The organism is Paenibacillus lignilyticus, assembly GCF_017942085.1.
Lineage (GTDB): Bacteria > Bacillota > Bacilli > Paenibacillales > Paenibacillaceae > Paenibacillus_Z > Paenibacillus_Z lignilyticus.
Window position 1 is genome coordinate 300,081 of the sequence record NZ_JAGKSP010000001.1, and the last position, 23,110, is coordinate 323,190.

Consider the following 23,110-nt stretch of genomic DNA (forward strand, 5'->3'; position numbering starts at 1 on the left):
GTCTTCCGAGGATCGGAAACGATATAATGAGACAATGACCTTCGATATGAAAAGAGGCATTGTATGAAGAACACCATCATCCATGCTAACGAGCCAGAACTCGATTCTGCTCCGGCCCAAGTATTCATTACGACCGAAGCCTATCAATCCCTGATCGAATGCTGTCTCCGAGCATTACCGGAGGAGGCATGCGGGATATTGAGCGGTACTGCCGGGCAGGCACAGCAGCCATTCGTAACCGTAACAGGCATCCAAGGTGTTCGTAATAGATCGCAGCAGCCGCTCAATCGGTTCGCGTTCGACCCCGAGGAATGGATTCAGGCTTATTACAGCATGCAAAAAAACCGACAATCGCTTGTCGGCTACTTTCACTCCCATCCATCGTCCATGCCGATCCCAAGCACTGCGGATTGGAATGGTCTGTACACGACGGCAACGGGCATCAATTATTGGATTGTTTCGCTCAAACAGGAAGACAAGCCGTTCATTCAGCCCTATTGGGCAGAGAAAGGCAGCTTCACACCTTTAATGCTGACTCAAATAAGCATATAAGTCCTCAAGCGTAATGACGTTTCGATCATGCATGCGCCGTAAATAATGTACCCACAGCTTGGCTGTCATAAGGGAATCCTCCAGCGCATGATGCCGCTGTGTAATCTCGATCCCGCTTAATGTCAACATATCGTCCAAGTTATACGTCAGCCGGTTAGGCTCCAGCCATTTCGCTACCAGCATCGTATCCAGCACGCGATGCGTCAGATTCACTTTCGATGTCCGCCACAGCGCTGCATTGAGAAACTGCTTGTCATGGCCGCTGGCGTGGGCGATCAGCAATCTTTTGCCGACGAACTCCATGAAATCATGAAGCACCTGCATGAGATCCGGCGCATCCTGGGCCATTTCATTCGTAATTCCGGTTAGCTCCGTTATATGCTTGGGCACTTTCCGTTTAGGATTCACTAAGCTGTAGAAGGTTCCGCCTTCCCCTTCCACAAGCTGATCTCCTTTCACGAGCACGGCTCCAACCGATAGAATCTCATCCCCGTTCGTCGGATAGAACCCGGTCGTCTCCAGGTCGAAGACAACGACCTCCATATCGTGCAGGGACTGATCCATCATCGATTCCTTGCGCTGCTCCTTCGACATCGAGCGGATGAAAGCCATTTGCTGCGCGTTTTGAGCGCCCATCATCGAAGCAATCGCCGGTGTAATTCCGCCCATTTTGTATAAATGCCACATCCTGCCTACACTTTTCTGCTCCTTCATGGTTCTCCCTCCGCTGCTCTAGAGCCTTCCCGTCGTCTGCTTTTGAACGAAGCGTTGCAGCTTCTTTACTCCCTTGAGTCCGGATTTCAGCTCCTCGATTAATTCCTTCGTTAGCTTCACATGCGGCAGCTTCCCATTGTTCATGTACAGCCCGTCTTCACGTTTCTCCGTGCTCATCAGCCGAAGACGCATGAACAAACGAAAAATGTCCGCGTACATGACGCAGTCTTCTTCCGATAGGACCTCCAATTGGCGTAAACGATTAATTCGTGCAAGCGTGGAAGTCTCTCGAACACCTGCTTGAATGCTTAATAATCGCATCGCATTGACCATTGGAATATAGGCGCCGTATTTCAGATCCAAACTGCCGGCGTCTGTGCCGTATTGTTCTTTAAGCAGCTGGCCGAACACGCCAATCAGCACCTTATGACGCATCGTATTATTAAGCATGTGACGCACGATAACACGGTGATTTAACATATCGGTATAATAATGATCCTTCAACAATTGCAGCAGCCGGTGCTGCCCATAAATCATCCGGCTATCGGCTACGATGAGAAGATACCTGACACATTCCCAATCCGGATCTTCAAACCAGCTGTCCAGCTTCTCTTTCCACTGTGAGAGGGATTGGCACCAGATCGGATTGGAGCTGATAACCTCACCTTCACATGGCGGATAACCGAGCTTCTGCAGCATATCGACAATCGTGTCGGCAAAGGTTCGAAAATAAGCCGTGACTTCCTTCCGCTCCGATTCTTCTTCCGGATCGTCGTAAATCATTCCGCTGTCCTGGTCGCTTGACAGCGTTTGTTCCGCCCTGCCTCCGCTGCCGAACAATAAATACGCGTAAGGCACGGGTGGGGAACCGTGCCCCAGCCGTGCCATTTGCGCTTCTGATAATGAGATCGCCCGACGAATAAACGCATCATGTACCTCATTCAGATCCGTATTAAATTGTTCAATCGGCTGCTTCGCGTGCAGAGCTTCCATCCGCTCGTGGATTTGATCCCGCAAGCCGCGCAGCGTCACCACATCGTCGGTAGTCCCGATGCGTGTAAGCAGCTTCGCACGAACCGGATCGCTCATGCTGTGCTCACCCCTATGTCAGTATCGAACAACTTATTCAGGCTGTTATTTTGCCGCTTACAAGCTTTGTTGTGCTTTTTTCATTTGCTCCGGATAGCCGAATGTACCATGCTCGGAAAGGTCAAGACCGATAATTTCTTGCTCTTCCGTAACACGAAGACCCATAACGACTTTCATGATTCCGAGCAATACGAAGGAAACGACGAGTACGTAGCCGCCGCAAACGAGTACGGATTCAAGCTGTACCCACATTTGATGCCAGTTGCCTGTGTCGATGATACCGCCTTTACCTACATTAAGCTTTGTTGCAAGCTCATCCGTTGCAAAGATACCATTCGCCAGCGTACCCCAAACCCCTGCTGCGCCGTGAACGGAAAGTGCATAGATTGGATCGTCGACTTTGATTTTCTCGAAAAACTTAGCACTGAAGAATACGAGTACACCTGCAAGCAAACCGATTACAACAGCTGCCCAAGGATCTACGAACGCGCAGCTTGCAGTGATGGCTACGAGACCGGCAAGCGCACCGTTCAATGTTGTAGGAATGTCTGCTTTGCCGTTTACAAGCCAGGAAATCAGAAGCGCTGCTACTGCGCCGCCAGCTGCGCCGAGTTGGGTGTTGAATGCAACGTATCCGAAGAAGCCGTCGCCTACACCAAGTGCGCTACCTGCGTTAAAGCCGAACCAGCCAACCCATAGTATAAGAACGGACAAAGCACCAAATACTTGGTTATGACCTAGAATTTCATTTGCGGAGCCGTCTTTATTGAAGCGGCCGATACGCGGCTTCAGAAGTACGGTTGCCGCAAAGGCTGCAAGCGCACCGGTCAAGTGAACTACCGTGGAACCTGCATAGTCTTGTGCGCCTTCAGCGAACAACCAGCCTGTTGGGCTCCAGATCCAGTGGGCGATAACCGGATAGATGAGTGCAGTAAACAATACGGTAAATACGAGGTATGCGGAAAGCTTAGCGCGTTCTGCGAAACCGCCCCATGCGATGGAAAGCGATACTGCAGCGAAAGCCAGTTGGAATACGAAGAAGATCGTGGATGGAAGTGCTTCGCCTTCTGCCGCAGATACGGCAGGAGCGAATAAGTAGCTGCCCCATCCGATAAATTTACTGATTGAATTCTCAGCGTTATCTGCGCCGAAAGCAAATGCATAACCTACTGCCCAGTAAACCAAGGTACAAAGTCCCAATGTGAAGATTGTTTTACCGGCAATATGCCCGGCATTCTTCATGCGTGTCGAACCGGATTCGAGAAGAATAAATCCACCTTGCATCAAGATAACTAACACTGCCGCGACCAGAACCCAGATCGAGTTCAACCCCATGTTCAGTGTTCCTGCAGACGGGTCGTCTGCGAAAGCCATTGCTGGAAATAACAACATAAGAGCACCTAAAGATAAAATCAACTTTTTGACCACTACGACCACTCCCTAATGTAATGTTTCTTGACATGCTAGGAAAGACTTAATGTCATTATAGTCAGAAGTACCACATTTGACAATACAGTTTTTTCATTTTCTCGAAAAAAATCTAACATTCGCTTCTCCAAATGAATCGAATGTTAAGTTTTTTCACAATTTTAACACCGAAACCGCCTTTTCACCGCCTTATCCTTCGCGTTTTGATCGTTTTTCTTTCCTATCCTATGTCACACTCCCCCTATAAATTACGAATATCCTTCCTAGTAGTAAGGTCACATGTTAGGTTTTATACTAACAAAATTCGTCAAAGCATTACGTTTGACTGTATGGTTATAGATTCTGTATCATAGGTACTAGAAGAATTAACGTCCATCCCCGTTCCAAGAGAGAGGTGATTCCATTGTCCGAACATGTGCTGCACCGGATTGGCGAACTATCGAAGTTAGCCGGCGTAAGTTCACGTACGATCGATTTCTACACATCAATGGGTCTGATCGAACCCGAACGCCGCTCAGCCAAAAATTATCGTCTTTACAGTGATGAAACCTTGAATCGGCTCAAACGTATAGTACAGTTGAAGAAAGACAAATATACGCTCGATGAAATCAAGGCAAATATGGCAGGCTGGCGCAAGGTTTCTACCGAGGAGCAAGTGTCAGGAAGGCTTATGGAGCTCCAGCTTCATCTAGAACAACTGCAACGAGAAGTTCAGGAGATTGAACCTGTCCTGAACCAATTGAAGCCTCAACAGGCGAAGCAGGTGTTTAAACGGCTGGTGCCCCAAACAGCCGCCTGCGTTGAAGCCTTGATGCTTCTCATTAACAAAGGCGGCATTATGTAGGATTTCAACACTAATGGAGGGAACTATTTATGTTTTTTCACCCAATGGATTTTCTAATCATCATTGCCTTCATTTTATCGTTATGGGCACAGTTTAGAGTTCGCGGAACATTTAACCGCTGGTCAGAGGTTCCAATCAATAGCGGCCTCACAGGATATCAAGCCGCAAGGATGATGCTCGATCGCAACGGACTGCATGATGTACCGGTTGAACCCGTACCTGGAACGCTCTCTGACCACTACGACCCGATTCACCGCGTCGTAAGGCTGTCAGAGCCCGTCTACTACGAGAATTCAATCTCAGCCGTTTCCGTAGCCTGTCACGAGGTCGGCCACGCCATCCAGCATAGCGTGCACTACCCGATGCTGACGCTGCGCCATAAGATCTTCCCGATCGTGAACTTCGCTTCCGGTGTTGCACCTTTCTTGTTAATCGCCGGTTTTCTGTTTCAAGCCACTGGGCTGATTGGTATTGGTATTTTGTTCTTCTCTTGTGCGGTAGCCTTCCAGCTCGTTACACTGCCTGTAGAGTTCAATGCCAGCAGCCGTGCTCGTGAAATCATGATTTCCGAAGGTTTCATCACGAATGAAGAAGAACGCGGAGTAGCGAAAGTCCTTAATGCCGCAGCGTTAACGTATGTTGCAGCAGCATTGATTTCCCTGCTTGAGCTAGTCAAGTACATTATGATTTTTACGCAAAGCCGAGATTAAATAATTAGTTAAAATTGTAAAGAGGCAGGGGATTTGATTCCCCCGCCTCTTTCTAATATTCCCATGCAAAAAGGCTGACATCGGACAATCGATGTCAGCCTTCCTCGTTTTCTTAGGTACGGAAACGGCTAAGCGTTTCTTTCAGCCCGGATGATACCGTCTCAAGTTTATCGGACAGGCGAACAAGTCCCTCACTGATACTGTTTTGCTCATTGCTCAGCGATGCCACTTCCTCGGAAGTAGCGGATGACTCTTCAGCTACTGCGCTAACATTACCCATCGCTTCGGAGAGAACCACCTGCGAACGCTCCAGCATGCTGATGGAATCTGTAACCGAGCTTAAGCTGCCGACAAAGTCGCCCATTTGACCTTGAACGGTCAAGAAAATTTGGTTCGCTTCTTTAACGGATTGAATTTGCTCCTGGAAGATCGGATATGCATCAGACAAGACATGTACGGTTTCGTCGATTTCCTTCTGGATGGTCTCTGTAATTTGACCAACAACATCGATGGACTGACGGGATTGATCCGCCAATTTGCGAATTTCATCAGCGACGACCATGAAGCCTTTGCCTGCCGCACCTGCACGAGCTGCTTCAATGGTTGCATTCAGAGACAAAATGTTTGTTTGTTTCGTCATATTATTGAGAACTTCCAGAATCTTACGAATGGAACGCGTGCTTTCTTTGAGGCGGTCGACTTTCTCCACCATCGAACGCGTCATTTCTTCCGTCATCCCAGTTTTCTCAATTAAGCTATTCATGTAAGCCGTACCTTGGCGACTTGCTTTCTCTACCTCGCTGGCAGCCTGTCCCATGTCCTGGTTCGCCGTCATCACCTGCTGCATCTGCTGGCTGATTTCCGAAGTCAGGTCACTGCCTTTCTCGGCTTCCATCGCAAGGCTCGTTGCACCGTTTGCGATTTCTTCAGTCGCTACAGCGATTTCGCGAGCGGATACCGCTGTTTTCTTCGAAGCATCCGATAGCTCCCCTGCTGTAGCCAGAACATCCTGCGCGGACTGATTCGTCTGCGCGACGAGCACTGTGATTTGCGTCATCATCTGGTTGAAGCTTTGGGCCAACTGGCCGATTTCGTCTTTCTTATTGATCGTCGAACGAACGGTCAAATTACCGCGTTCACCTTCGTTCATCAGGTTGCGCAAACTAACAAGCGGCAGTGCAACCATACGGATGACGAGCAGACCGATACCAATTGCAAGCAGCGCTGCGATACCAGCAATAATATAAGTTGCGTTGCGGATCTGCTTCGCATCCTTAACAAGCTCATCTACCGGAATCGATCCAACCAACTTCCAATTCACCGTAGCGAACTGGTTGTACATCGCAAGCACTTCTCCGCTGGCAAGTTCAACTGTAGTTGAACCGGACTTTTCTTTCTCAGAAAGCGCAATCGGAGATGGTTTGCCGATTTGCTCCAGGTCTTTGGTGTAAACCAAATTATTCTCACTGTCAACAATCGTGACATCACTGCCTTCGCCGATCTTGAGATCCTCGAGCTGCTTGGAGAATTCTTTCAAATAGATCTCAACGATCATAACAAACTTGCCTTCATTCGTCACCGTGTTCTTCATCACACGGCCCATCGCGATCGTTGCCTCCGAAGCACTGCCGCTGTAGCCTTTCACTTCAGCCGGAAGCCACATCAATTTACCGCCGCCATCAATAATCGTCTTCATCCACTTCGTATCTTTCGCGTCTTCTGTACTGATACTGGAGGATCCAACCGTTACGGAAGCTGCATCACCGCCAATCGGGATAATCGCCGCTCCGACAACAGTCGAGTTACCTAGTATGTAAGATTGAATGGAATCACTTAGTTTCTTCATCACATCGAAACGCTCGTAGTCATCAGTAGTTTGGTCGTATTTCAACAAATTGTCTTGAACGATCTTATCGAGCAGAATCTGCATCGACAGAGCTTCATAGTTCTTAAACATTAAATCAAGCTTGCCCTTGGACTGAGAAATGGCCACCGCGCTCGAATCCGCTACTTTTTTCTTGATGATGCTCTTCGAGGTCGAGTAGGAGAATAATCCGACTACGAGCACGCAGACGAGAATCGCGCTGAAAATAATAAGGAATAACATAAGTCCGACAGACTTAATGGGATTCGTCAGCTTCACATTCTTGATCCCATTTATGGAGGAAGAATATAAGGCTTTCACGTTCGCCCCTTTGCCTTCGCCTTCTGATTGCGTTTTCATCTTATCTTTCTTCTCATTCAACTTCAATTTCACTTCATGACACCACCTAATCTGAGGATAATTTCCGTGTGTGGAGCTGGTGCGTTCGTGTGGGTATGTGTCTGATGACTTACACTAGCTGCTAAATGCCTACGTCACGCAAATCCATAATTCGACAATATACACGCAATATCCTTAATATCGGCTTTACATCTCCGTATTGTTAGGGAAACAGGGAATATTTTCTCAAAAAAAAATAATCCCAATCGATCGCTCGATTAGGATTATTTGGGTCCAAATGCTTATTAACGCACGCGTTTACGCATCATATCCATCGGTTTTACCGGATGCTCCGTCTTCAGCACGATGTGCTGCAGCGGATGTCTTGCTGCATCCAGCGCATTGCCGCTTTCGTCCGTGATGGAACCAACGGATTGTTTGAAGAAAGTGCCGTTCGGTCCGAAGAATTCCACTTCTTGCCCCGGCTTGAAATGATTCCTCTGCTGAACCACGGCAAGTCCGGTCGCCTCATCATAAGAAATAACGACACCTGCGAAATCATAAGGAGCGGCTTTGTCTTCCGGCCCATAAATATGGTCTTCAGGACCCGGAGTATCGTAGAAAAAGCCGGTATTTACCGGACGGTTAGCAGCTTTCTGAATGTCATCCAGCCACACTTGCTTCAACTCGTAATGATCCGGATCAGCCATGTACGAATCAATCGCTTGACGGTAAGCATTCACGACTGTTGCAACGTAATGCAAACTCTTCATCCGGCCTTCGATCTTGAAGCTGTCAACGCCAACCTCGATTAAGTCCGGAATATGCTCGATCATACATAAGTCTTTGGAGCCCATCGTAAATTTATCCGCTTCGGGACCAACCATTTGCAGGTCGTCTTCATAGATGTCATACTTCCAGCGGCAGGACTGGCAACAGCCGCCGCGGTTAGAATCTCGGTCCGTGAAATGGTTCGAAAGCACACAACGACCCGAGAAGGAAGAACACATTGCGCCATGAATGAACGCTTCGATCTCAATATCGACATGCGCTTTAATTTGCGATATCTCTTCGAGGCTCGTCTCGCGGCCTAACACGACACGCGGCAGCCCCTCGTCTTTCCAGAACTGCACTGCCTGCCAATTCAGCGTCGATTGCTGCGTGCTCAAATGAACCTCGAGCTTAGGCGCTACCCGCTGCGCGGTCTCGATAATGATCGGATCTGCAGCAATAATCGCTGCAATGCCGGCTGCTTCGAGCTCGCGCAAGTACTCTTCCAGACCGCCAATATCCTCATTATGGGCATAAATATTGGTTGCCACAAACACTTTCGCGCCATAACGTTCCGCGAACTCCACGCCTTCTTTCATCTCGGCAAACGTGAAATTGTCGGCATTGGAACGAAGGCCGTACTTCTGGCCGCCAATATAAACGGCATCTGCGCCGTAATGGACGGCAAACTTCAGTTTCTCCAAATTACCTGCCGGAGCAAGCAGCTCGGGCTTATCTAAACGATTTCTCTTCCCCGTAAAGCGGGGGGATGTTTTTGTGGTCACCTGCTTCACCTCCACAACTTCCTTAGGTGACGATTAATATACTTGTTCCTTATAGAAAAATCCGTACGATAGCTCACGGGACGGATCCTGTACTTTCACAATGCTATCGAGCCATTCTTCGTTGAAGGCATAACCTTCCGGATCCTCGAAATAGGCATCAATTGCAGCACGATACGCTTTAACGATCGTTTCATTGTACTCAATTGATTTTAACAGTCCTTCAATCCGAAAGCTATCGATATTAACTTCCATTAGCTCATGTAAATTCTCGAGCATGCATAGATCATCAGAGCTCATAATATGAGTTCCGCCAGCATCCTCATAAATCGGGAAACGTTCATCTGGCCGTTCCGTTTCCACTAAATACAAGCCATCTTCCCGCTTGCCGTGAACCGGAACCTCGGTCGTTTCACCATCTTTCGTCTGATGCTGGAAATAATTTTGAACAAGCGGACGCTTGGAATGATAAATATTGGTTAAACCGTGCACCTGTACCTGTACTTCAAGCGTCGTATTGGTTTTCACATCGATCACTTGATCCATGTTCAGCTCTCGCGCCAGAACGAACCTCGTGGCGCCGCGGCGTCCCCAATAATTCGCTGTCGCATAGTTCGTGGAAGTCATCTCCGCGTTCCAGTGCAGCTTCATGTTTGGCGCTTCAACGCGCGCAACCATCAATACTGCAGGGTCGCCGAATACTAAGCCGTCTACACCCGCTTCAGCCAAATCTCGAATGTAGCCAGGTAAAGCATCGACGGTTTCATTGTCCATTAAGTTATTGACTGCTGCATAAACGGAAACTTGATGCGAATGGGCAAGCTTTACTGCTTCTGCCATTAGGGCCAGATCAAATTCACCCGACAGGCGCATGCCATAACGGGATTCACCAAGAATGAACGCATTCGCACCCGCAGCGATGAGCCGCTCCATATCAGCTAGAGAACCCGCATCAACGAGCAGCTCCGGTTTTGTAGCCATTGTAAATCCTCCTATTGTCCAGCCGTTTGATTGCTCTTCTCGATGTTGCGGTTATGCTCCTTGAGCGTTTCCGCAAACAGATGCTCGTGGCTGCCGTCTTTCTTCGTTACATAGAAATAGTATTCCGTCTCTTTCGGGAAAAGCGCAGCTTCGATCGATTTCAAGCTCGGAGATGCGATCGGTCCCGGAGGGAGACCATCCACTTTGTACGTATTGTAAGGGCTGTCCACCTGCAAATCGTCAATCAGCAGCCGTTCCTTCTGTTTATCAAGCAAATACTGTACGGTCGCATCGATTTGAAGCGGCATGCCTTTCTTCAGTCGATTGTAGATAATGCCTGCAACGATTGGACGTTCTGCATCCACGACAACCTCACGCTCCACGAGAGAAGCAATGGTCATCATGCCATGAAAATCCACGTTATTGGTCGCAAGCGAATCCTCCCAATTCTCAGGAAGTGTATCCAGCTTATGATCCAGCTCTTGAAGCAGACGCTTGATGATTTCCTCCGGCTTGCTTGCTTTCACAAGCTCATACGTGTCCGGGAATAAGTACCCTTCCAATCGATGGCGGAGGTCAGGATTCTTCGGGATTTTCTTCACTGCATCCACGTCGCTCCATACTTGATCCTTATCCGCAAGCGCCATGAAATCCGCTTTCTTCGCATAGCCTGCTTTATCCAGTGTTTCCGCTATTTGCTCAACCGTAAACCCTTCCGGAATCGTGAAACGCATCGTTTCTTCCTTCAACGTCTCTCCGGCGTTTAATTTAGCAATAATGGCATCCTTGTCCATGCCCGGTGACAGCTCGTACACGCCGGCTTGAAACCGCGGTCCTTCGTTCTTGTAGCGCAAGTAATATTTAAAAATAAATGCATTCCGAATAACCCCTTGATCTTCGAGCACTTCAGCAAATCCGAATGGAGATGTCCCTTTCTTAAGCTCTACTTGAACAACATCGCCTGTCGGTGCAGGGCGCAAGCCATTCCAGATGTAGAGATAAAGACTTCCCGCGGTAATAAGCATTAAGCCGAGTATGGTCACAATTACCCAGAACGTAATGCGTCCGCGTCTTGGTCCGGAAGGCCGTACGGCTCCCTCTTCCGGAAAATCTTCTGAATTCTGATGCTCTGCTCTTCTCAAGCGACCTATCCTCCATTTCTATATCAGCGCGGAAAAAGGGCGGTCGGCGCCGCCCTTCCGTACTCCTATAAGTAAAACCGGGCTCTTGCTGCCCTGTTTAAAGCTAGAGGTGCATGTTAAGGCTGATCTTCGCCTTCGAACAACAAATCGTCATACGCTTCAGAAACAAGCTCCCACTCTTCATCGCTTTCAATGGATTCCAGCTCCGGATCGGAGCCTTCCTTGAAAGTAATGCGGAAGAATGCGATTTCGTCTTCTTTCTGCATATCATGCGATTGCAAGCCAGCATAGGAACTGTCTCCCATTTGGAATTCGGCGATAATTTGGAATGGTTCCGTAGCGCCTTCTTCCCCAATGAGATCCACTTCCGTGCCGTAGATGTCCTTCAGGACTGAAATACGTTTTACTTCAGACACGCGTTAAGCTCCCTTCGACTATGGCTAACTAGTCGTTATCGTCAATTTCAGCAAGAAGTGTGTTAAAGGTTTCTTCTACCATGTTCCACTCTTCTTCGTCTTCAATGGTATACAGTTTCAAATCATCGCCGTCTTCTTCATAACGGAAAGCGTAGACTTCATCGGAGTCTTCGTCTTGCTCGTCTTCGGAATCCACGTTGAGCGGAACTACCATCATATATTTCTGATCGGAGCCGTCTACCTCGAACTTCATGACTACCTCGAATTCTTCTTCGTTGCCGTCCTCATCCGGAATGTAGATGATTTCCGGCTCTTCAAACTGCATGTTGTCCTTTGTCATCGTTACCCTCACCTTTTCGTTTTAGAATCGAGATAATTTTGCAAAATTAGCGCTGCCGCCATTTTGTCCACCACTAACTTTCGCTTCTTACGGCTAACGTCGGCCTCGAGCAACGTACGCTCCGCGGCTACGGTCGTGAGCCGTTCGTCCCAAAGGTGTACGGGTACATTTAGCTTTTGCTGCAAATGTTGTGCGAATGCGATGCAAATTTCGCCACGCGGCCCGATGGTGCCATTCATGTTCTTCGGTAAACCGACTACGATCTCGGATACTTCATGTTCAACCATAAGCTTGGCAATGACTTCGTCTTCGCTGTTATCGCGGCGTTTCTCAACGACGCCTAAACCTTGCGCGGTCCAGCGGAATGCATCACTGACGGCAACGCCGATTCTGCGATCACCGTAATCCAATCCCATAAGACGCATACGACAGATTGCCTCATTTCCTTGAAGGTAATTATTTGCTGTGCTGACTTAAGTAGGAACGGACTAGTTCTTCAATTAGCTCGTCTCGCTCTTTCCTGCGAATTAAACTTCTGGCATTGTTATGCCGTGGAATGTATGCGGGATCTCCGGACAATAGATAACCCACGATCTGGTTAATCGGGTTATAGTCCTTCTCGAGCAACGCATCGTATACAGACAGCATAATTTCCCTCGAGGAAGCTTGAAGCCCTTCCGCCTTCACGTCGAATTTCATTGTCTTGTCCATCGAATTCATCGCCAGCACCTCACTTTCCAAGCCGCTTAACAGCCGTTTAATACTCTTATCATATCACATTTGTCTGTGATAGAACCAGTTCTTCGGCAATTTGGAGCGCTTCACCCAATTTAGATGGATCTTTGCCCCCGGCTTGGGCCATATCAGGGCGCCCGCCGCCGCCGCCGCCGCATGCCGCGGCTGCTTCTTTGATGATTTTACCGGCATGGAAGCCCTGCTTCACAAGCTCAGGCGAAACAGCTGCAACAAGGTTTACTTTATCCTCTGCAACTGCACCAAGCACGATTACCGCTTTGCCCAGCTTCGTTTTCAGCTCATCCACGATACCGCGGAGCGCATCCATCGACGGAGCATTAACCTCTGCAGCTAGCAGAGTGACGTCGCCTACTACCTTCGCTTTCGATTCCAGGGAACCCGCTTCGATACGGCTAAGCTTGCTTTGCAGCGATTCGTTGTCACGCGCCAGCTCTTTCACTTGACCGTGCAGCGCTTCGATGCGTTTAGGCACATCGGCCAGGTTCGACTTCAGCTGCGCAGCCGCTTGCTTCAACAGATCAAGCTGACTTTCCATGTATAGGTACGCATTGCGGCCGGTTACAGCCTCAATACGACGCACACCTGAACCGATACCGCTCTCGCTCACAAGCTTGAACAAACCGATTTGCGCCGTGCTGGTAACGTGGCAGCCTCCGCATAGCTCAAGGCTGTAATCGCCAACGCGAACGACCCGGACAACATCGCCGTACTTCTCGCCGAAGAGTGCCATAGCACCCATTTCTTTCGCCTCAGCAAGCGATTTGTAGTCGATCTGGAGCGTTGTGCCCAGCCAAATTTGTTGATTGACGCGGCGTTCGATTTCAGTAAGCTCCTCTTGGCTGATGCTGCCAAAATGCGAGAAGTCAAAACGAAGTCGATCCGGTTCTACCAAGGAGCCTGCTTGATTAACATGCTCGCCGAGTACGTCTTTGAGCGCGCGGTGCAGCAAATGCGTTGCCGTATGGTTCTTGATCGTATCTTCGCGCGTTTGCGTCGAAACAGCCGCTTGCACCTGATCACCAACAGATACGGTACCGCTTGCCACAACGGCATGATGAACCGATTGGCCATGCGGAGCTTTTGTGACATTCTCAACCGTCAGCGTGAAGCCTTGGCCAGTAATCGTACCGCTATCGCCTACTTGACCGCCGCTCTCTGCATAGAACGTTGTACGATCCAAGATAACAAGTACGTGGCTGCCTTCAACGGCAGCGTTCACAAGAGCATCGCCATTAACGATCGCAATCACCTTAGCGCCTTCCAGCGTCAGATCCTGATAGCCCACAAATTCCGATTTCACGGTGAAATCAGCAAGCGGCCCGCCTTGAACATTCATACCGCCAGTGTCCTGTCGAGCTGCACGCGCGCGTGTACGCTGCTCGTCCATCGAAGCATCGAAGCCGTCACGGTCGACGGTCATGCCGTGTTCAGCTGCATAGTCTTCGGTCAAATCGAATGGGAAGCCATACGTATCGTAAAGCTTGAACGCATCGGGACCGCTGATCAGCGTTTCTCCGCCGGCCTTTGCCGTCTTCACAAGCTCGCCAAGAAGCGCTAAGCCGTCCGAAAGCGTTTCGTGGAAACGTTCTTCCTCTGTACGGATAACCTTCTCGATAAACTCGCGTTTCTCCACAACCTCCGGATAGTGGCCGCCCATAATGTCGCCGACTACTTTCACCAGATCATGCAGGAACGGACGATCTACGCCGAGTGTTTTGCCGTAACGCACTGCGCGGCGAAGCAAACGCCGGATGACATAACCGCGACCCTCGTTGGAAGGCATTACGCCATCACCGACTGCGAATGCCACGGTACGGATATGATCGGCAATGACTTTCAGCGCGATGTCCGTGTCCGCGTTCGTATGGTACGTTACTCTTGCAATTTCGCAAGTGCGGTCAATAATCGGACGGAACAAATCCGTATCGAAGTTGGAGTCCACATTTTGCAGAATCGAAGTTATCCGCTCCAGACCTGCGCCTGTATCGATGTTTTTATTCGGAAGCGGAGTGTAGCTGCCGTCTTTATTATGATTATATTGCGAAAATACAAGGTTCCATACTTCCAGGAAACGTTCGTTTTCTCCGCCGGGCCAGCATTCCGGATCATTCAGATCACCGAAAGCTTCGCCGCGGTCAAAGAAAATCTCGGTACAAGGACCGCATGGACCTTCGCCGATATCCCAGAAGTTATCCTGCAGACGATAAATCCGCTTCTCCGGAAGGCCGATTTTCTCATTCCAGAAGCGGAATGCTTCTTCATCCTCAGGATAAACCGTGACGGACAGACGCTCGGGATCGAAGCCGATCCATTCTTTGCTGGTCAGAAACTCCCATGCCCAAGTGATCGCTTCTTCCTTGAAGTAATCGCCAATCGAGAAGTTGCCCAGCATCTCAAACATCGTTTGGTGACGACGTGTTTTACCGACATTCTCAATATCATTCGTACGAATACACTTCTGTGAGTTCGTAATCCGCGGATTGTCAGGAATAACGCGACCATCAAAATAGGACTTAAGCGGTGCCATCCCTGCATTAATCCATAGCAAGGAAGGGTCATTATGAGGAACTAATGAAGCGCTGGGCTCAATCTTGTGCCCTTTGCTCTCAAAAAATGCGAGCCACTTGGAACGGATTTCACTTGCTTTCATCACGGTTCAACCTCCAATTTTATAATAAAAACAAAAAAACGCCCCTAAAAAACAGGGACGAATCATTCGCGGTACCACCCTGGTTATCGCCCTAGCCGCTCACGATGAGCAGGCACAAACGATCTCCTTAGACAGACGTTAACGGGTCTGATCCGGTGAAGTTCATTCACACTCCGAAACCAGCCTTCAGTCATCCTTCACCCCTAGAATTCTCTCAGCCAACGCGGAGCCTAATCGGCAATCGCGAAGGAATTCTTTCTCTGCTTGGCGGTCTATGACCTACTACGGTTTCATCAACGTTTTAATTGATAGTCAGGCGTAATTGTCATAAGTATAGCGACTGTTGGCATGGTCTGTCAAATCGTCTTTCGCCTAACATAATACGCGAAGATATGCTGCACAATGACCTTCACCGCGGCAAAGATCGGCACTGCCAATATCATACCGACAATGCCTGCTAGCTCGCCTCCGACCAGCAGGGCAAAAATGATCGACAGCGGATGCATATGCAGCGTTCTTCCGACCACTTGCGGCGAGATGATGTTGCCCTCGAGGATTTGGCAAACGGAGTTCACAACCGCCACCAGCAGCATCATTTTGATCGAAACGGTAGAAGCCACAATGAGCGCAGGTGCTGCCCCGAAGAACGGTCCCAGATACGGAATGATGTTCGTCACCGCGACAACACTCGCCAGCAGGAGCGGATACGGAATGCCGATGATCAAGTAGCCGACATAGGCCAGCGTACCGACAATGACGCATACGAGAAACTGCCCCCGAATATAACTGCCAAGCGCATGATCGATATCCTTGAGCAGCCTGACCGCATGCTTACGATGTGATTTCGGCACATAAGTGAGCAATGTTCGTTCAAACACCTCGAAATCCTTCAAGATGTAGAACGCGAGGAACGGGATAATAAACGCAATAAAGATCACGTTAATCATTTCCCCAATATTGTTGATGAATGCAAATATGGCATCGGAGCCCTGCTTTTCCAGCTTGTACAGCGACTTCTCGATTCCTGACCGGATGCTCTCCGGGAGAAAGGAGGAATTGTTCAGGTCGTTCACCATACTCCGCGCCTGCATGGTGATATCCGGCATATGCCGGTTCAATTCCTTAAGCTGGTCCATAAACATCGGAATGGCATTCACGAGCACAACCGTAAGCGACGCACAGAAAACGGCATAAATAAGCAGCACCGCGATTGTGCGCGGCACTTTTCGTTCATTCAGAAGGCTGACTATCGGATTGAGTACATACGATATAATCATCGCAATGAGAAACGGAGCCAGCACCGCGCGCAAAAAAACGTAAATGTGGATGATGATCGGTTTCAACAGCAGCAATAGATATAGAGCCGTCAGCCCCAATATGAGATAGACAAGCCATGCAAAAAGACGGTTATTCGTAAACCGTTCCACGGCTTCACTCCCCCTCGACTCGCGATACCCTTTACTGTCAGTATATGTACAAGTTGTTCGATTCATCCTTCGGATTCTTCCGGTTCGCCCGTAAACACAAAAAAGGCGACCCCGGCAAGGTCGCCTCATTGACTATTCTCCGCTTAGTTCGCGTGAACCTGCGGCATTTCGTCTTCAAAAAACAGATCGTCCAGTGAGCTCAGAGTGCCGTCTTCTTCAACTTGATAGACCGACATTTTGTCACCGTTAACCGTCAATTCAATGAAGCAGCCCCAGCAGTAATACTGGTGTGATCCGATCTTTCCGATATCCTTGGAACTACAATTTGGGCATTTCATCATTCATTTCTCCCTATATCCGACTCAGAAACTGCGACCGGCGAGAGAAAAGCCTCACTTCCGGCCGGTACTATGATTACATTTTCACCAAGCATAACATCATCAGCTTGCCGCGGAGCAGGAAGCCACTTGCGACCTTCCATAATATCCGCGATAAATCCGTCAGTCAGCTCATATCCTACTATTTGTGTACCCTGTATCTCGTCAAAATAAACATCAGATACACGACCAAGTTGTTCTCCATCCACCGTAATGACGGGCAGATCCTTCAATCGGATCGATCCGGTATGAAAAGAGCGCTGAATTTCGGCTTGTTTGGTCTTCCGGACGGATGCTTCATTCATGATGATTACCGCATCCTCACCGCAAACCATTACTTCATTCCAGATCACTGATTTCATTGCAGTCAGAAAACGTCTGCCGGCGTCCAAAATGATTCCGCCAAGCTGCCAATGCTCGTCAAACCATGCATCTTTCACATGTCCGACTAGCTTGCCGGCATTCATTTCGATGACAGGAAGACCAATCAAATGCTGTAAACGCAACATCGATGGCAGAGCCTCCTAGGCATTAGTACGAACACGCTCCATAAAAGTTTCAACTTTCTTGGCAGCCCGTTCGAGTTCCTCCATAGTATTTCCCAAACCAAAGCTGAAACGTACAGCGGATGCTTGCCTTTCTTCCGAAACATTCATCGCTACAAGCACATACGAGGGTTCGATGGCTCCCGACGTGCAAGCAGACCCACCGGATGCCGCAATTCCGGCTAAATCCAAATTCATCAGCATCGACTCCGTGCTTACTCCTATAAAGCTCACATTCAGAATATGAGGAGCATAGTGTTCGGCATGGCCGTTGACGATAAGTCGGTCTGCCCCTGCGATCTCACGCAACCGTTCTATCCATGTATAACGAAGCTTGTCCAAGAAAAGTTTCCGTTCTTCCATCGAATTCACAGAAAGTTCAAACGCTTTGCCGAATCCGACGATGCCGGCGATGTTCTCGGTCCCTGCACGCCGTTTGCGCTCTTGTGAACCGCCGCTAAGCAACGGTTCCACAGCCGTGCCTTTACGGATATACAAAGCGCCGATACCTTGAGGCCCGTTAATCTTGTGAGCAGAGAAGCTCATGAGGTCGACGGGAAGCTGACGCAAATCGATCGGAATAGTGCCTAACGCTTGTACCGCATCAACATGTACAAGCACGCCACGAGACCGGGCGAGTTCACCGATCTCAGCAATCGGTTGAATCGTTCCGGTCTCATTGTTTACATACATGACGCTAATAAGCGCTGTATCAGCTTCAATAGCTTGTTCTACATCCGAAACCTTCACAAGGCCCTGCTCGTCTACCGGCAGAAGCGTCACGCGAAATCCTTCGCGCTGCAACGCTTTGCAAGATTGGAGCACTGCCTGATGTTCGGTTGAGGACGTAATGATATGGGACTTGCCTTGTTTGCGGGCAGCTCTGGCAGCGCCGATGAGCGCTGTATTGTCACTTTCCGTTCCACCGCCGGTAAAAACCAGCTCAGCGGCCGTACAGCCGATTCCTTGCGCAATCACATCGCGCGAACGATTCACAAGCTGTCTAGCCGCACGGCCAAAGCTATGCGTACTTGAAGCATTGCCGTAATTGCCGGTCAATACTTCAAGCATGGCTTTCGCCGCTTCGGGGTGCATGGGCGAAGTTGCTGCATGATCATAGTAAATGCGTTCCATTATACAATCATCCTTAAATATAGAACATGTAGGAGTCCTGAGGCTCCTCTTCTTTATAGGTTACGAGATCCGCGAGCGTTGTCGAATCAAGCACTTCTGCAATGCTGTCACGGATTCTGAGCCAGAGATTCCGCTTCGCCGGGTCATCCTCTTCCGTAAAATCGACAGGCGAAATAGGTCCTTCCAGAATACGAATGACGTCGCCTGACGTAATTTCCTGCGGTTCCTTCGATAGAATATAACCGCCGTAAGCGCCGCGGATACTCTTAACTAGCCCCGCATTACGCAATGGCGCAATAAGCTGCTCGAGATAATGCTCTGATAGATGATTCCGCTCTGCGATGCTCTTCAGTGATGTTGGACCTTCTCCGAACTTACCTGCAAGCTCCATCATGATGGTTAGACCGTACCGGCCTTTGGTTGAAATTTTCAACTACGACACCTCTTCCCGGGCTAAACTGTATCTTATTTAAAGGCTGGAGCAATCATGGATTACAATTCATGGTATTCCCATATCATATCTATGTTAACATACCGGAAACAGAATTTGTTGAAAAAACGATGACACTTTCATGAAAATCATTCGCAATCTATGCTACAATAGATAAATTGAATCGGTCGCACGGTGGAATTGACCTCCGCAGCGGCTTTGAACTATCAAGGTGGTGGCATTTGAGATGAGCAATTCTTCTATTCGAGTCGTTGTCGGCATGTCCGGCGGTGTGGATTCGTCCGTTACCGCATTGCTGCTTAAACAGCAGGGTTATGATGTCATCGGCATATTTATGAAAAACTGGGATGATACCGACGAGTTCGGCCATTGCACGGCTGAAGAGGACGCGGAAGATGTTCGCCGCGTCTGCGATCAAATCGGCATTCCTTATTATACGGTAAATTTCGAGAAAGCCTATTTCGATAAGGTGTTTGCCTATTTCCTCGATGAATATCGTAACGGCCGCACGCCAAATCCGGATGTCATGTGCAATCGCGAAATCAAATTCGGCGACTTCCTGCAGAAAGCGATGGAGCTTGGCGCCGATTATTTGGCAACCGGCCACTACGCTCGCTTGGAACGTACAGCTGATGGAGAAGCTAAGCTGCTGCGAGGCGTAGACTCCAACAAAGACCAAACTTACTTCCTGCACGCCCTTCGTCAGGATCAGCTGGCCAAAGCGATGTTTCCAATCGGCCATCTTCCGAAGCCGGAAGTCAGAAGGATCGCCGAAGAATTCGGTCTTCATACGGCAAAGAAGAAAGACAGCACAGGCGTCTGCTTTATCGGCGAACGCAATTTCAAAGAGTTCCTCAGCGGCTACCTGCCTGCTCAGCCCGGTCCGATGATTGACATTGAATCGGGCGAAACGAAAGGCCGTCATGACGGCCTTATGTATTACACGCTTGGTCAGCGGCAAGGACTTGGCATCGGCGGGTCCGGCAATGGCGAGCCTTGGTTCGTAGCTGACAAGGATTTGAAAGAAAACATTCTGTACGTCGTGCAAGGCGATCAGCATGCAAGTTTGTATTCCACTAGCCTGACTGCAACCGGAATCAACTGGATTTCCCCGGTTAAACCGGAAGTTCCAATTACGGTGACGGCGAAATTCCGGTACAGACAAGCCGACCAAACCGTCACATTGACGCTGCGCGAAGATGGCACAACAGGCGATGTTGTATTCGAGAAACCGCAGAAAGCCATCACACCGGGACAAGCTGCAGTCTTCTACGACGGCGAAGTCTGTCTGGGCGGCGGAACCATCGATATCGTGAATAAGTAAGCTTGAATGTAAACGAGGAAGCATCTCCGATCCTACGATCGGAGATGCTTTTATTTTGCATTGCTGCGTCAAATATTTCACTTAATCGTTTAAGTTAATTGCGAAATATGTTATCCTACTACTTGATATCAGGGACTGCGTCGTCAGTTCAATTGAAAGCGAGATGATTAAGACTTATGCGTAAAGCAACGATGAAAGATATTGCGGAACAAGCCGGCGTCTCTGTCGCAACCGTCAGTTACATCATTAATAATGCCAGCAACCAATCCATACCGGAATCCACGCGGGTGAAAGTGCTGCAAATCGCAAAGGAAATCGGGTATGTGCCCAATTTGGCTGCCCGTTCGCTGATCAAGAACAAAACGGGCCTGGCAGGGATACTCATTAACAAAACCGGCATGCCCTCTTCGAGAGCAACGTTTGAGCAATTGGCATTCATAAGCGAGTTGGAGCGTCTCCTCACCGCCGCAGGCTATCATTTGATCATGTTCACTTTTGACGGGACAGATCCTGCCTCCTTGAACGTTATTACGGAACGGAAGCTCGACGTCGTGTTTCTGCTCGATGTCATGGACGATATTTTCTACACGGTATCCGGTAATTTCGGAATAGGCGTCCCTTTAATTCTAATTGACAGTCTCATTTCGGATAACCTGTTCAAACAAGTTATTTACGACTACGAGGCTGCACTGAGTAAGGCCGTTGAAGCACTCGATGCTCCGCACTGCTTGTTTATCGAGAAGAGCAATAATGCCGGTTACATGACATACATTGAGGAGTGTGCGACTGCCCTCCGGATTCCCACTTATCCTTATGGAAACATGGATGAACTGGATGCCTTGCTATATGCCGTTGCACCCTATCGACAAGCAATCGTCATGAATGAATTTACCGCGAACCATATCCGAAACAAGGAGATTATGGAGAAGCTTGCCGTAATTTGCTCATGCGGCTGTCCCGAAATGCTAAGAAACGACATCATTCCCATCACCTTCGCCAGCAAAGCAGCACTTGCTTATTCAGTAATGACCAAGTTGCTGGCTAGGGACGAACAGTCCATACTCGACGAACAAACTGTGTTTAGAGTAGCTGTACAATAGATTTTTTTGATAGTGGCTTAAACGTTTAAGCTGTTATTCAACAGGAGGTATCCCTAACTAATGTCCATCCCTGCAGCAATTTCAATGGCATCCCAACAGCCGACTTTATCTCGCAACATTCCGTTCATCCATCTATTTACCGCATACACGTTATCGATATTCGGCAATTCCTTCCACAGCATAGCCATTAATTTATGGGTTCTCAGCGTTACCGGGAGCGCGAAGCTGATGACCGTCATGATGGTGACCAATCTCGTACTCGGCGCTTTGCTCGGAACCGTTGCCGGAACCGTAACTGATCGTATGAACAGGCGGACCGTTATTATGGTCGCTGATCTGCTGCGCTTTGCCGTCGTGCTGCTCATCGCGTTCTGCGTCGCGATGCCGCATACACCTTTTGCAATCATTGCCGTCTTATCTGCATTTGTCACCGTATTGGGTTTGTTTCAATCCCCGGCCTTGCAAGCCTCAATCACGCCTATCGTCGGAAAAGCGCACGTTCAGCGCGCCGTAGGCTTGATGAACATTTCAGATAACATTGCTCGCACAATCGGCTTTGCGGTCGGTGGCATATTCGTAGCCGCTTTCGGCGGTGCTTGGGCCATCGCCATTGATGCTGTAATGTACTTGGCATCCTTCCTGCTTGTATGGAGCGCCGGATCCCTGACCCGTATATCCGTTTCAGATCAAACAATGCCGAACACATCTGGCTCCTCATTCCGAGCAGCCTTTATGGATGGCCTCCGCAGCGTACGGAGCAATCCATTCGCGAAGTCCGTTATGATCCTTATACCGAGCTTGCTTCTGTTCTTCATGACTGCTTTCATGCTGACTCAAGTGATGGCCGTCAAGATCTGGCATGCTTCCCCTTTTGAATTCGGCCTTATAGAGGCCTGTATCCCCATCGGCTATATGGCCGGATCCGGCCTTATTGTGATGCTTGGGAGCCGTATGCGGCATCGGGGGAAATGGATTATGATCAATCTCATGCTGCTTGGTCCGCTCTATATGCTGCTCGCAAGAACAGAATCAGCTGCGGCTGCGTTTCCTCTAATCGTGCTCATCGGATTTATGTTTTCATTCTGCACGCTTCTTATTAACATCATTCTGCGCGTTGAAGTGGCTGAAGAGCTGCAGGGCCGCATGTTTGGCGCTTTAGGCTCGCTTACAGGTGTTGCGCCTTCGTTAGGACTTGTTCTGTCTTCCTATTACGCAGATCTGTATGGTTCAGGATTGATCATGCTGATCGTCGGCGGTTTAATGCTTCTGTTCGGCTTGGCCGCGAATTGGCGGCTGTCTGTAATAAGAAATTATCATTGATCCGACCAAAAAAAAGCTGCCCCAAAAGTCATCTTGCACTTTTGGGGCAGCCTG

General features: G+C 49.1%; 23 protein-coding genes. 6 read left to right on the forward strand and 17 right to left on the reverse strand.

What is annotated here, in order from left to right:
• Positions 1–63: 63 nt before the first annotated feature.
• On the forward strand, positions 64–552 hold the full coding sequence (locus I8J30_RS01330) for a M67 family metallopeptidase (protein ID WP_210654731.1): 489 nt from the start codon (positions 64–66) through the stop codon (positions 550–552).
• On the opposite strand, the gene I8J30_RS01335 is transcribed toward I8J30_RS01330, so the two are convergent.
• From I8J30_RS01335 to I8J30_RS01345, 3 genes are read right to left on the reverse strand one after another with little or no spacing between them, the layout of a single operon-like run.
• Positions 526–1,266: an exonuclease domain-containing protein gene (locus I8J30_RS01335; RefSeq protein ID WP_091214949.1), complete on the reverse strand. Its 741-nt coding sequence runs from the start codon at positions 1,264–1,266 to the stop codon at positions 526–528. The genes I8J30_RS01330 and I8J30_RS01335 overlap by 27 nt on opposite strands.
• An 18-nt stretch (positions 1,267–1,284) precedes the next feature.
• Positions 1,285–2,355, reverse strand: coding sequence for a DUF294 nucleotidyltransferase-like domain-containing protein (locus I8J30_RS01340; RefSeq protein ID WP_210654734.1), 1,071 nt, complete (start codon positions 2,353–2,355; stop codon positions 1,285–1,287).
• A 57-nt stretch (positions 2,356–2,412) separates the two neighbouring features.
• A complete protein-coding gene (locus I8J30_RS01345) occupies positions 2,413–3,783 on the reverse strand; it encodes an ammonium transporter (RefSeq protein WP_420831193.1) in 1,371 nt (456 codons plus the stop codon).
• 403 nt (positions 3,784–4,186) lie between these two features.
• Here I8J30_RS01345 and I8J30_RS01350 point away from each other — a divergent pair, with 403 nt between their 5' ends.
• Entirely contained in the window at positions 4,187–4,627 is a 441-nt protein-coding gene (locus I8J30_RS01350) for a MerR family transcriptional regulator (protein ID WP_210654737.1), read from the forward strand.
• A gap of 29 nt (positions 4,628–4,656) precedes the next feature.
• Complete coding sequence (locus I8J30_RS01355; RefSeq protein ID WP_210654739.1) at positions 4,657–5,337, forward strand: zinc metallopeptidase; 681 nt, start codon at positions 4,657–4,659, stop codon at positions 5,335–5,337.
• Positions 5,338–5,449: 112 nt separating this feature from the next.
• Here I8J30_RS01355 and I8J30_RS01360 read toward each other — a convergent pair whose 3' ends face one another.
• The 14 genes from I8J30_RS01360 to cymR form a co-directional block, all read right to left on the reverse strand.
• Positions 5,450–7,594, reverse strand: a complete 2,145-nt coding sequence (locus tag I8J30_RS01360) for a methyl-accepting chemotaxis protein (RefSeq protein ID WP_338044760.1) — start codon at positions 7,592–7,594, stop codon at positions 5,450–5,452.
• Between the two features lie 251 nt (positions 7,595–7,845).
• Positions 7,846–9,096, reverse strand: a complete 1,251-nt coding sequence (locus tag I8J30_RS01365; RefSeq protein ID WP_210654741.1) for a peptidase U32 family protein — start codon at positions 9,094–9,096, stop codon at positions 7,846–7,848.
• Between the two features lie 33 nt (positions 9,097–9,129).
• Positions 9,130–10,074 (reverse strand): peptidase U32 family protein, encoded by a 945-nt coding sequence (locus I8J30_RS01370; RefSeq protein ID WP_210654743.1) that lies wholly within the window; start codon positions 10,072–10,074, stop codon positions 9,130–9,132.
• Between the two features lie 11 nt (positions 10,075–10,085).
• Positions 10,086–11,216 carry an endolytic transglycosylase MltG gene (gene mltG / locus I8J30_RS01375; RefSeq protein ID WP_240547728.1) on the reverse strand — a complete coding sequence of 377 codons (1,131 nt, stop codon included), beginning with the start codon at positions 11,214–11,216 and terminating at the stop codon, positions 10,086–10,088.
• A gap of 116 nt (positions 11,217–11,332) precedes the next feature.
• Positions 11,333–11,632, reverse strand: coding sequence for a DUF1292 domain-containing protein (locus tag I8J30_RS32760; protein ID WP_210654745.1), 300 nt, complete (start codon positions 11,630–11,632; stop codon positions 11,333–11,335).
• Between the two features lie 28 nt (positions 11,633–11,660).
• On the reverse strand, positions 11,661–11,972 hold the full coding sequence (locus tag I8J30_RS01385) for a DUF1292 domain-containing protein (RefSeq protein ID WP_090983166.1): 312 nt from the start codon (positions 11,970–11,972) through the stop codon (positions 11,661–11,663).
• Between the two features lie 8 nt (positions 11,973–11,980).
• Positions 11,981–12,397 carry a Holliday junction resolvase RuvX gene (gene ruvX / locus I8J30_RS01390; RefSeq protein ID WP_090983164.1) on the reverse strand — a complete coding sequence of 139 codons (417 nt, stop codon included), beginning with the start codon at positions 12,395–12,397 and terminating at the stop codon, positions 11,981–11,983.
• 31 nt (positions 12,398–12,428) lie between these two features.
• Positions 12,429–12,692: an IreB family regulatory phosphoprotein gene (locus I8J30_RS01395; protein ID WP_090983162.1), complete on the reverse strand. Its 264-nt coding sequence runs from the start codon at positions 12,690–12,692 to the stop codon at positions 12,429–12,431.
• Between the two features lie 49 nt (positions 12,693–12,741).
• Positions 12,742–15,378 (reverse strand): alanine--tRNA ligase, encoded by a 2,637-nt coding sequence (alaS, locus tag I8J30_RS01400; RefSeq protein ID WP_210656004.1) that lies wholly within the window; start codon positions 15,376–15,378, stop codon positions 12,742–12,744.
• Positions 15,379–15,734: 356 nt separating this feature from the next.
• Entirely contained in the window at positions 15,735–16,805 is a 1,071-nt protein-coding gene (locus I8J30_RS01405; RefSeq protein ID WP_091214925.1) for an AI-2E family transporter, read from the reverse strand.
• Between the two features lie 143 nt (positions 16,806–16,948).
• A complete protein-coding gene (locus tag I8J30_RS01410; protein WP_090983156.1) occupies positions 16,949–17,146 on the reverse strand; it encodes a hypothetical protein in 198 nt (65 codons plus the stop codon).
• Entirely contained in the window at positions 17,143–17,691 is a 549-nt protein-coding gene (locus tag I8J30_RS01415; RefSeq protein WP_210654747.1) for a PRC-barrel domain-containing protein, read from the reverse strand. Before I8J30_RS01415 ends, I8J30_RS01410 begins: the two co-directional genes overlap by 4 nt.
• Before the next feature lie 15 nt (positions 17,692–17,706).
• The gene (locus I8J30_RS01420) at positions 17,707–18,861 is read right to left on the reverse strand and encodes a cysteine desulfurase family protein (protein ID WP_210654749.1); all 1,155 of its coding nucleotides are present in this window, start codon (positions 18,859–18,861) and stop codon (positions 17,707–17,709) included.
• A 13-nt stretch (positions 18,862–18,874) separates the two neighbouring features.
• Positions 18,875–19,294 carry a cysteine metabolism transcriptional regulator CymR gene (gene cymR / locus I8J30_RS01425; protein ID WP_090983150.1) on the reverse strand — a complete coding sequence of 140 codons (420 nt, stop codon included), beginning with the start codon at positions 19,292–19,294 and terminating at the stop codon, positions 18,875–18,877.
• Between the two features lie 244 nt (positions 19,295–19,538).
• Between cymR and mnmA the strand changes: the two genes are divergently transcribed.
• The 3 genes from mnmA to I8J30_RS01440 all read left to right on the forward strand — a co-directional run bounded on the left by mnmA (position 19,539) and on the right by I8J30_RS01440 (position 23,056).
• The gene (gene mnmA, locus I8J30_RS01430) at positions 19,539–20,636 is read left to right on the forward strand and encodes a tRNA 2-thiouridine(34) synthase MnmA (RefSeq protein WP_210654750.1); all 1,098 of its coding nucleotides are present in this window, start codon (positions 19,539–19,541) and stop codon (positions 20,634–20,636) included.
• A gap of 176 nt (positions 20,637–20,812) precedes the next feature.
• Positions 20,813–21,736 (forward strand): LacI family DNA-binding transcriptional regulator, encoded by a 924-nt coding sequence (locus I8J30_RS01435; RefSeq protein ID WP_210654753.1) that lies wholly within the window; start codon positions 20,813–20,815, stop codon positions 21,734–21,736.
• A gap of 60 nt (positions 21,737–21,796) precedes the next feature.
• Positions 21,797–23,056 (forward strand): MFS transporter, encoded by a 1,260-nt coding sequence (locus I8J30_RS01440; protein WP_210654755.1) that lies wholly within the window; start codon positions 21,797–21,799, stop codon positions 23,054–23,056.
• Positions 23,057–23,110: the final 54 nt, after the last annotated feature.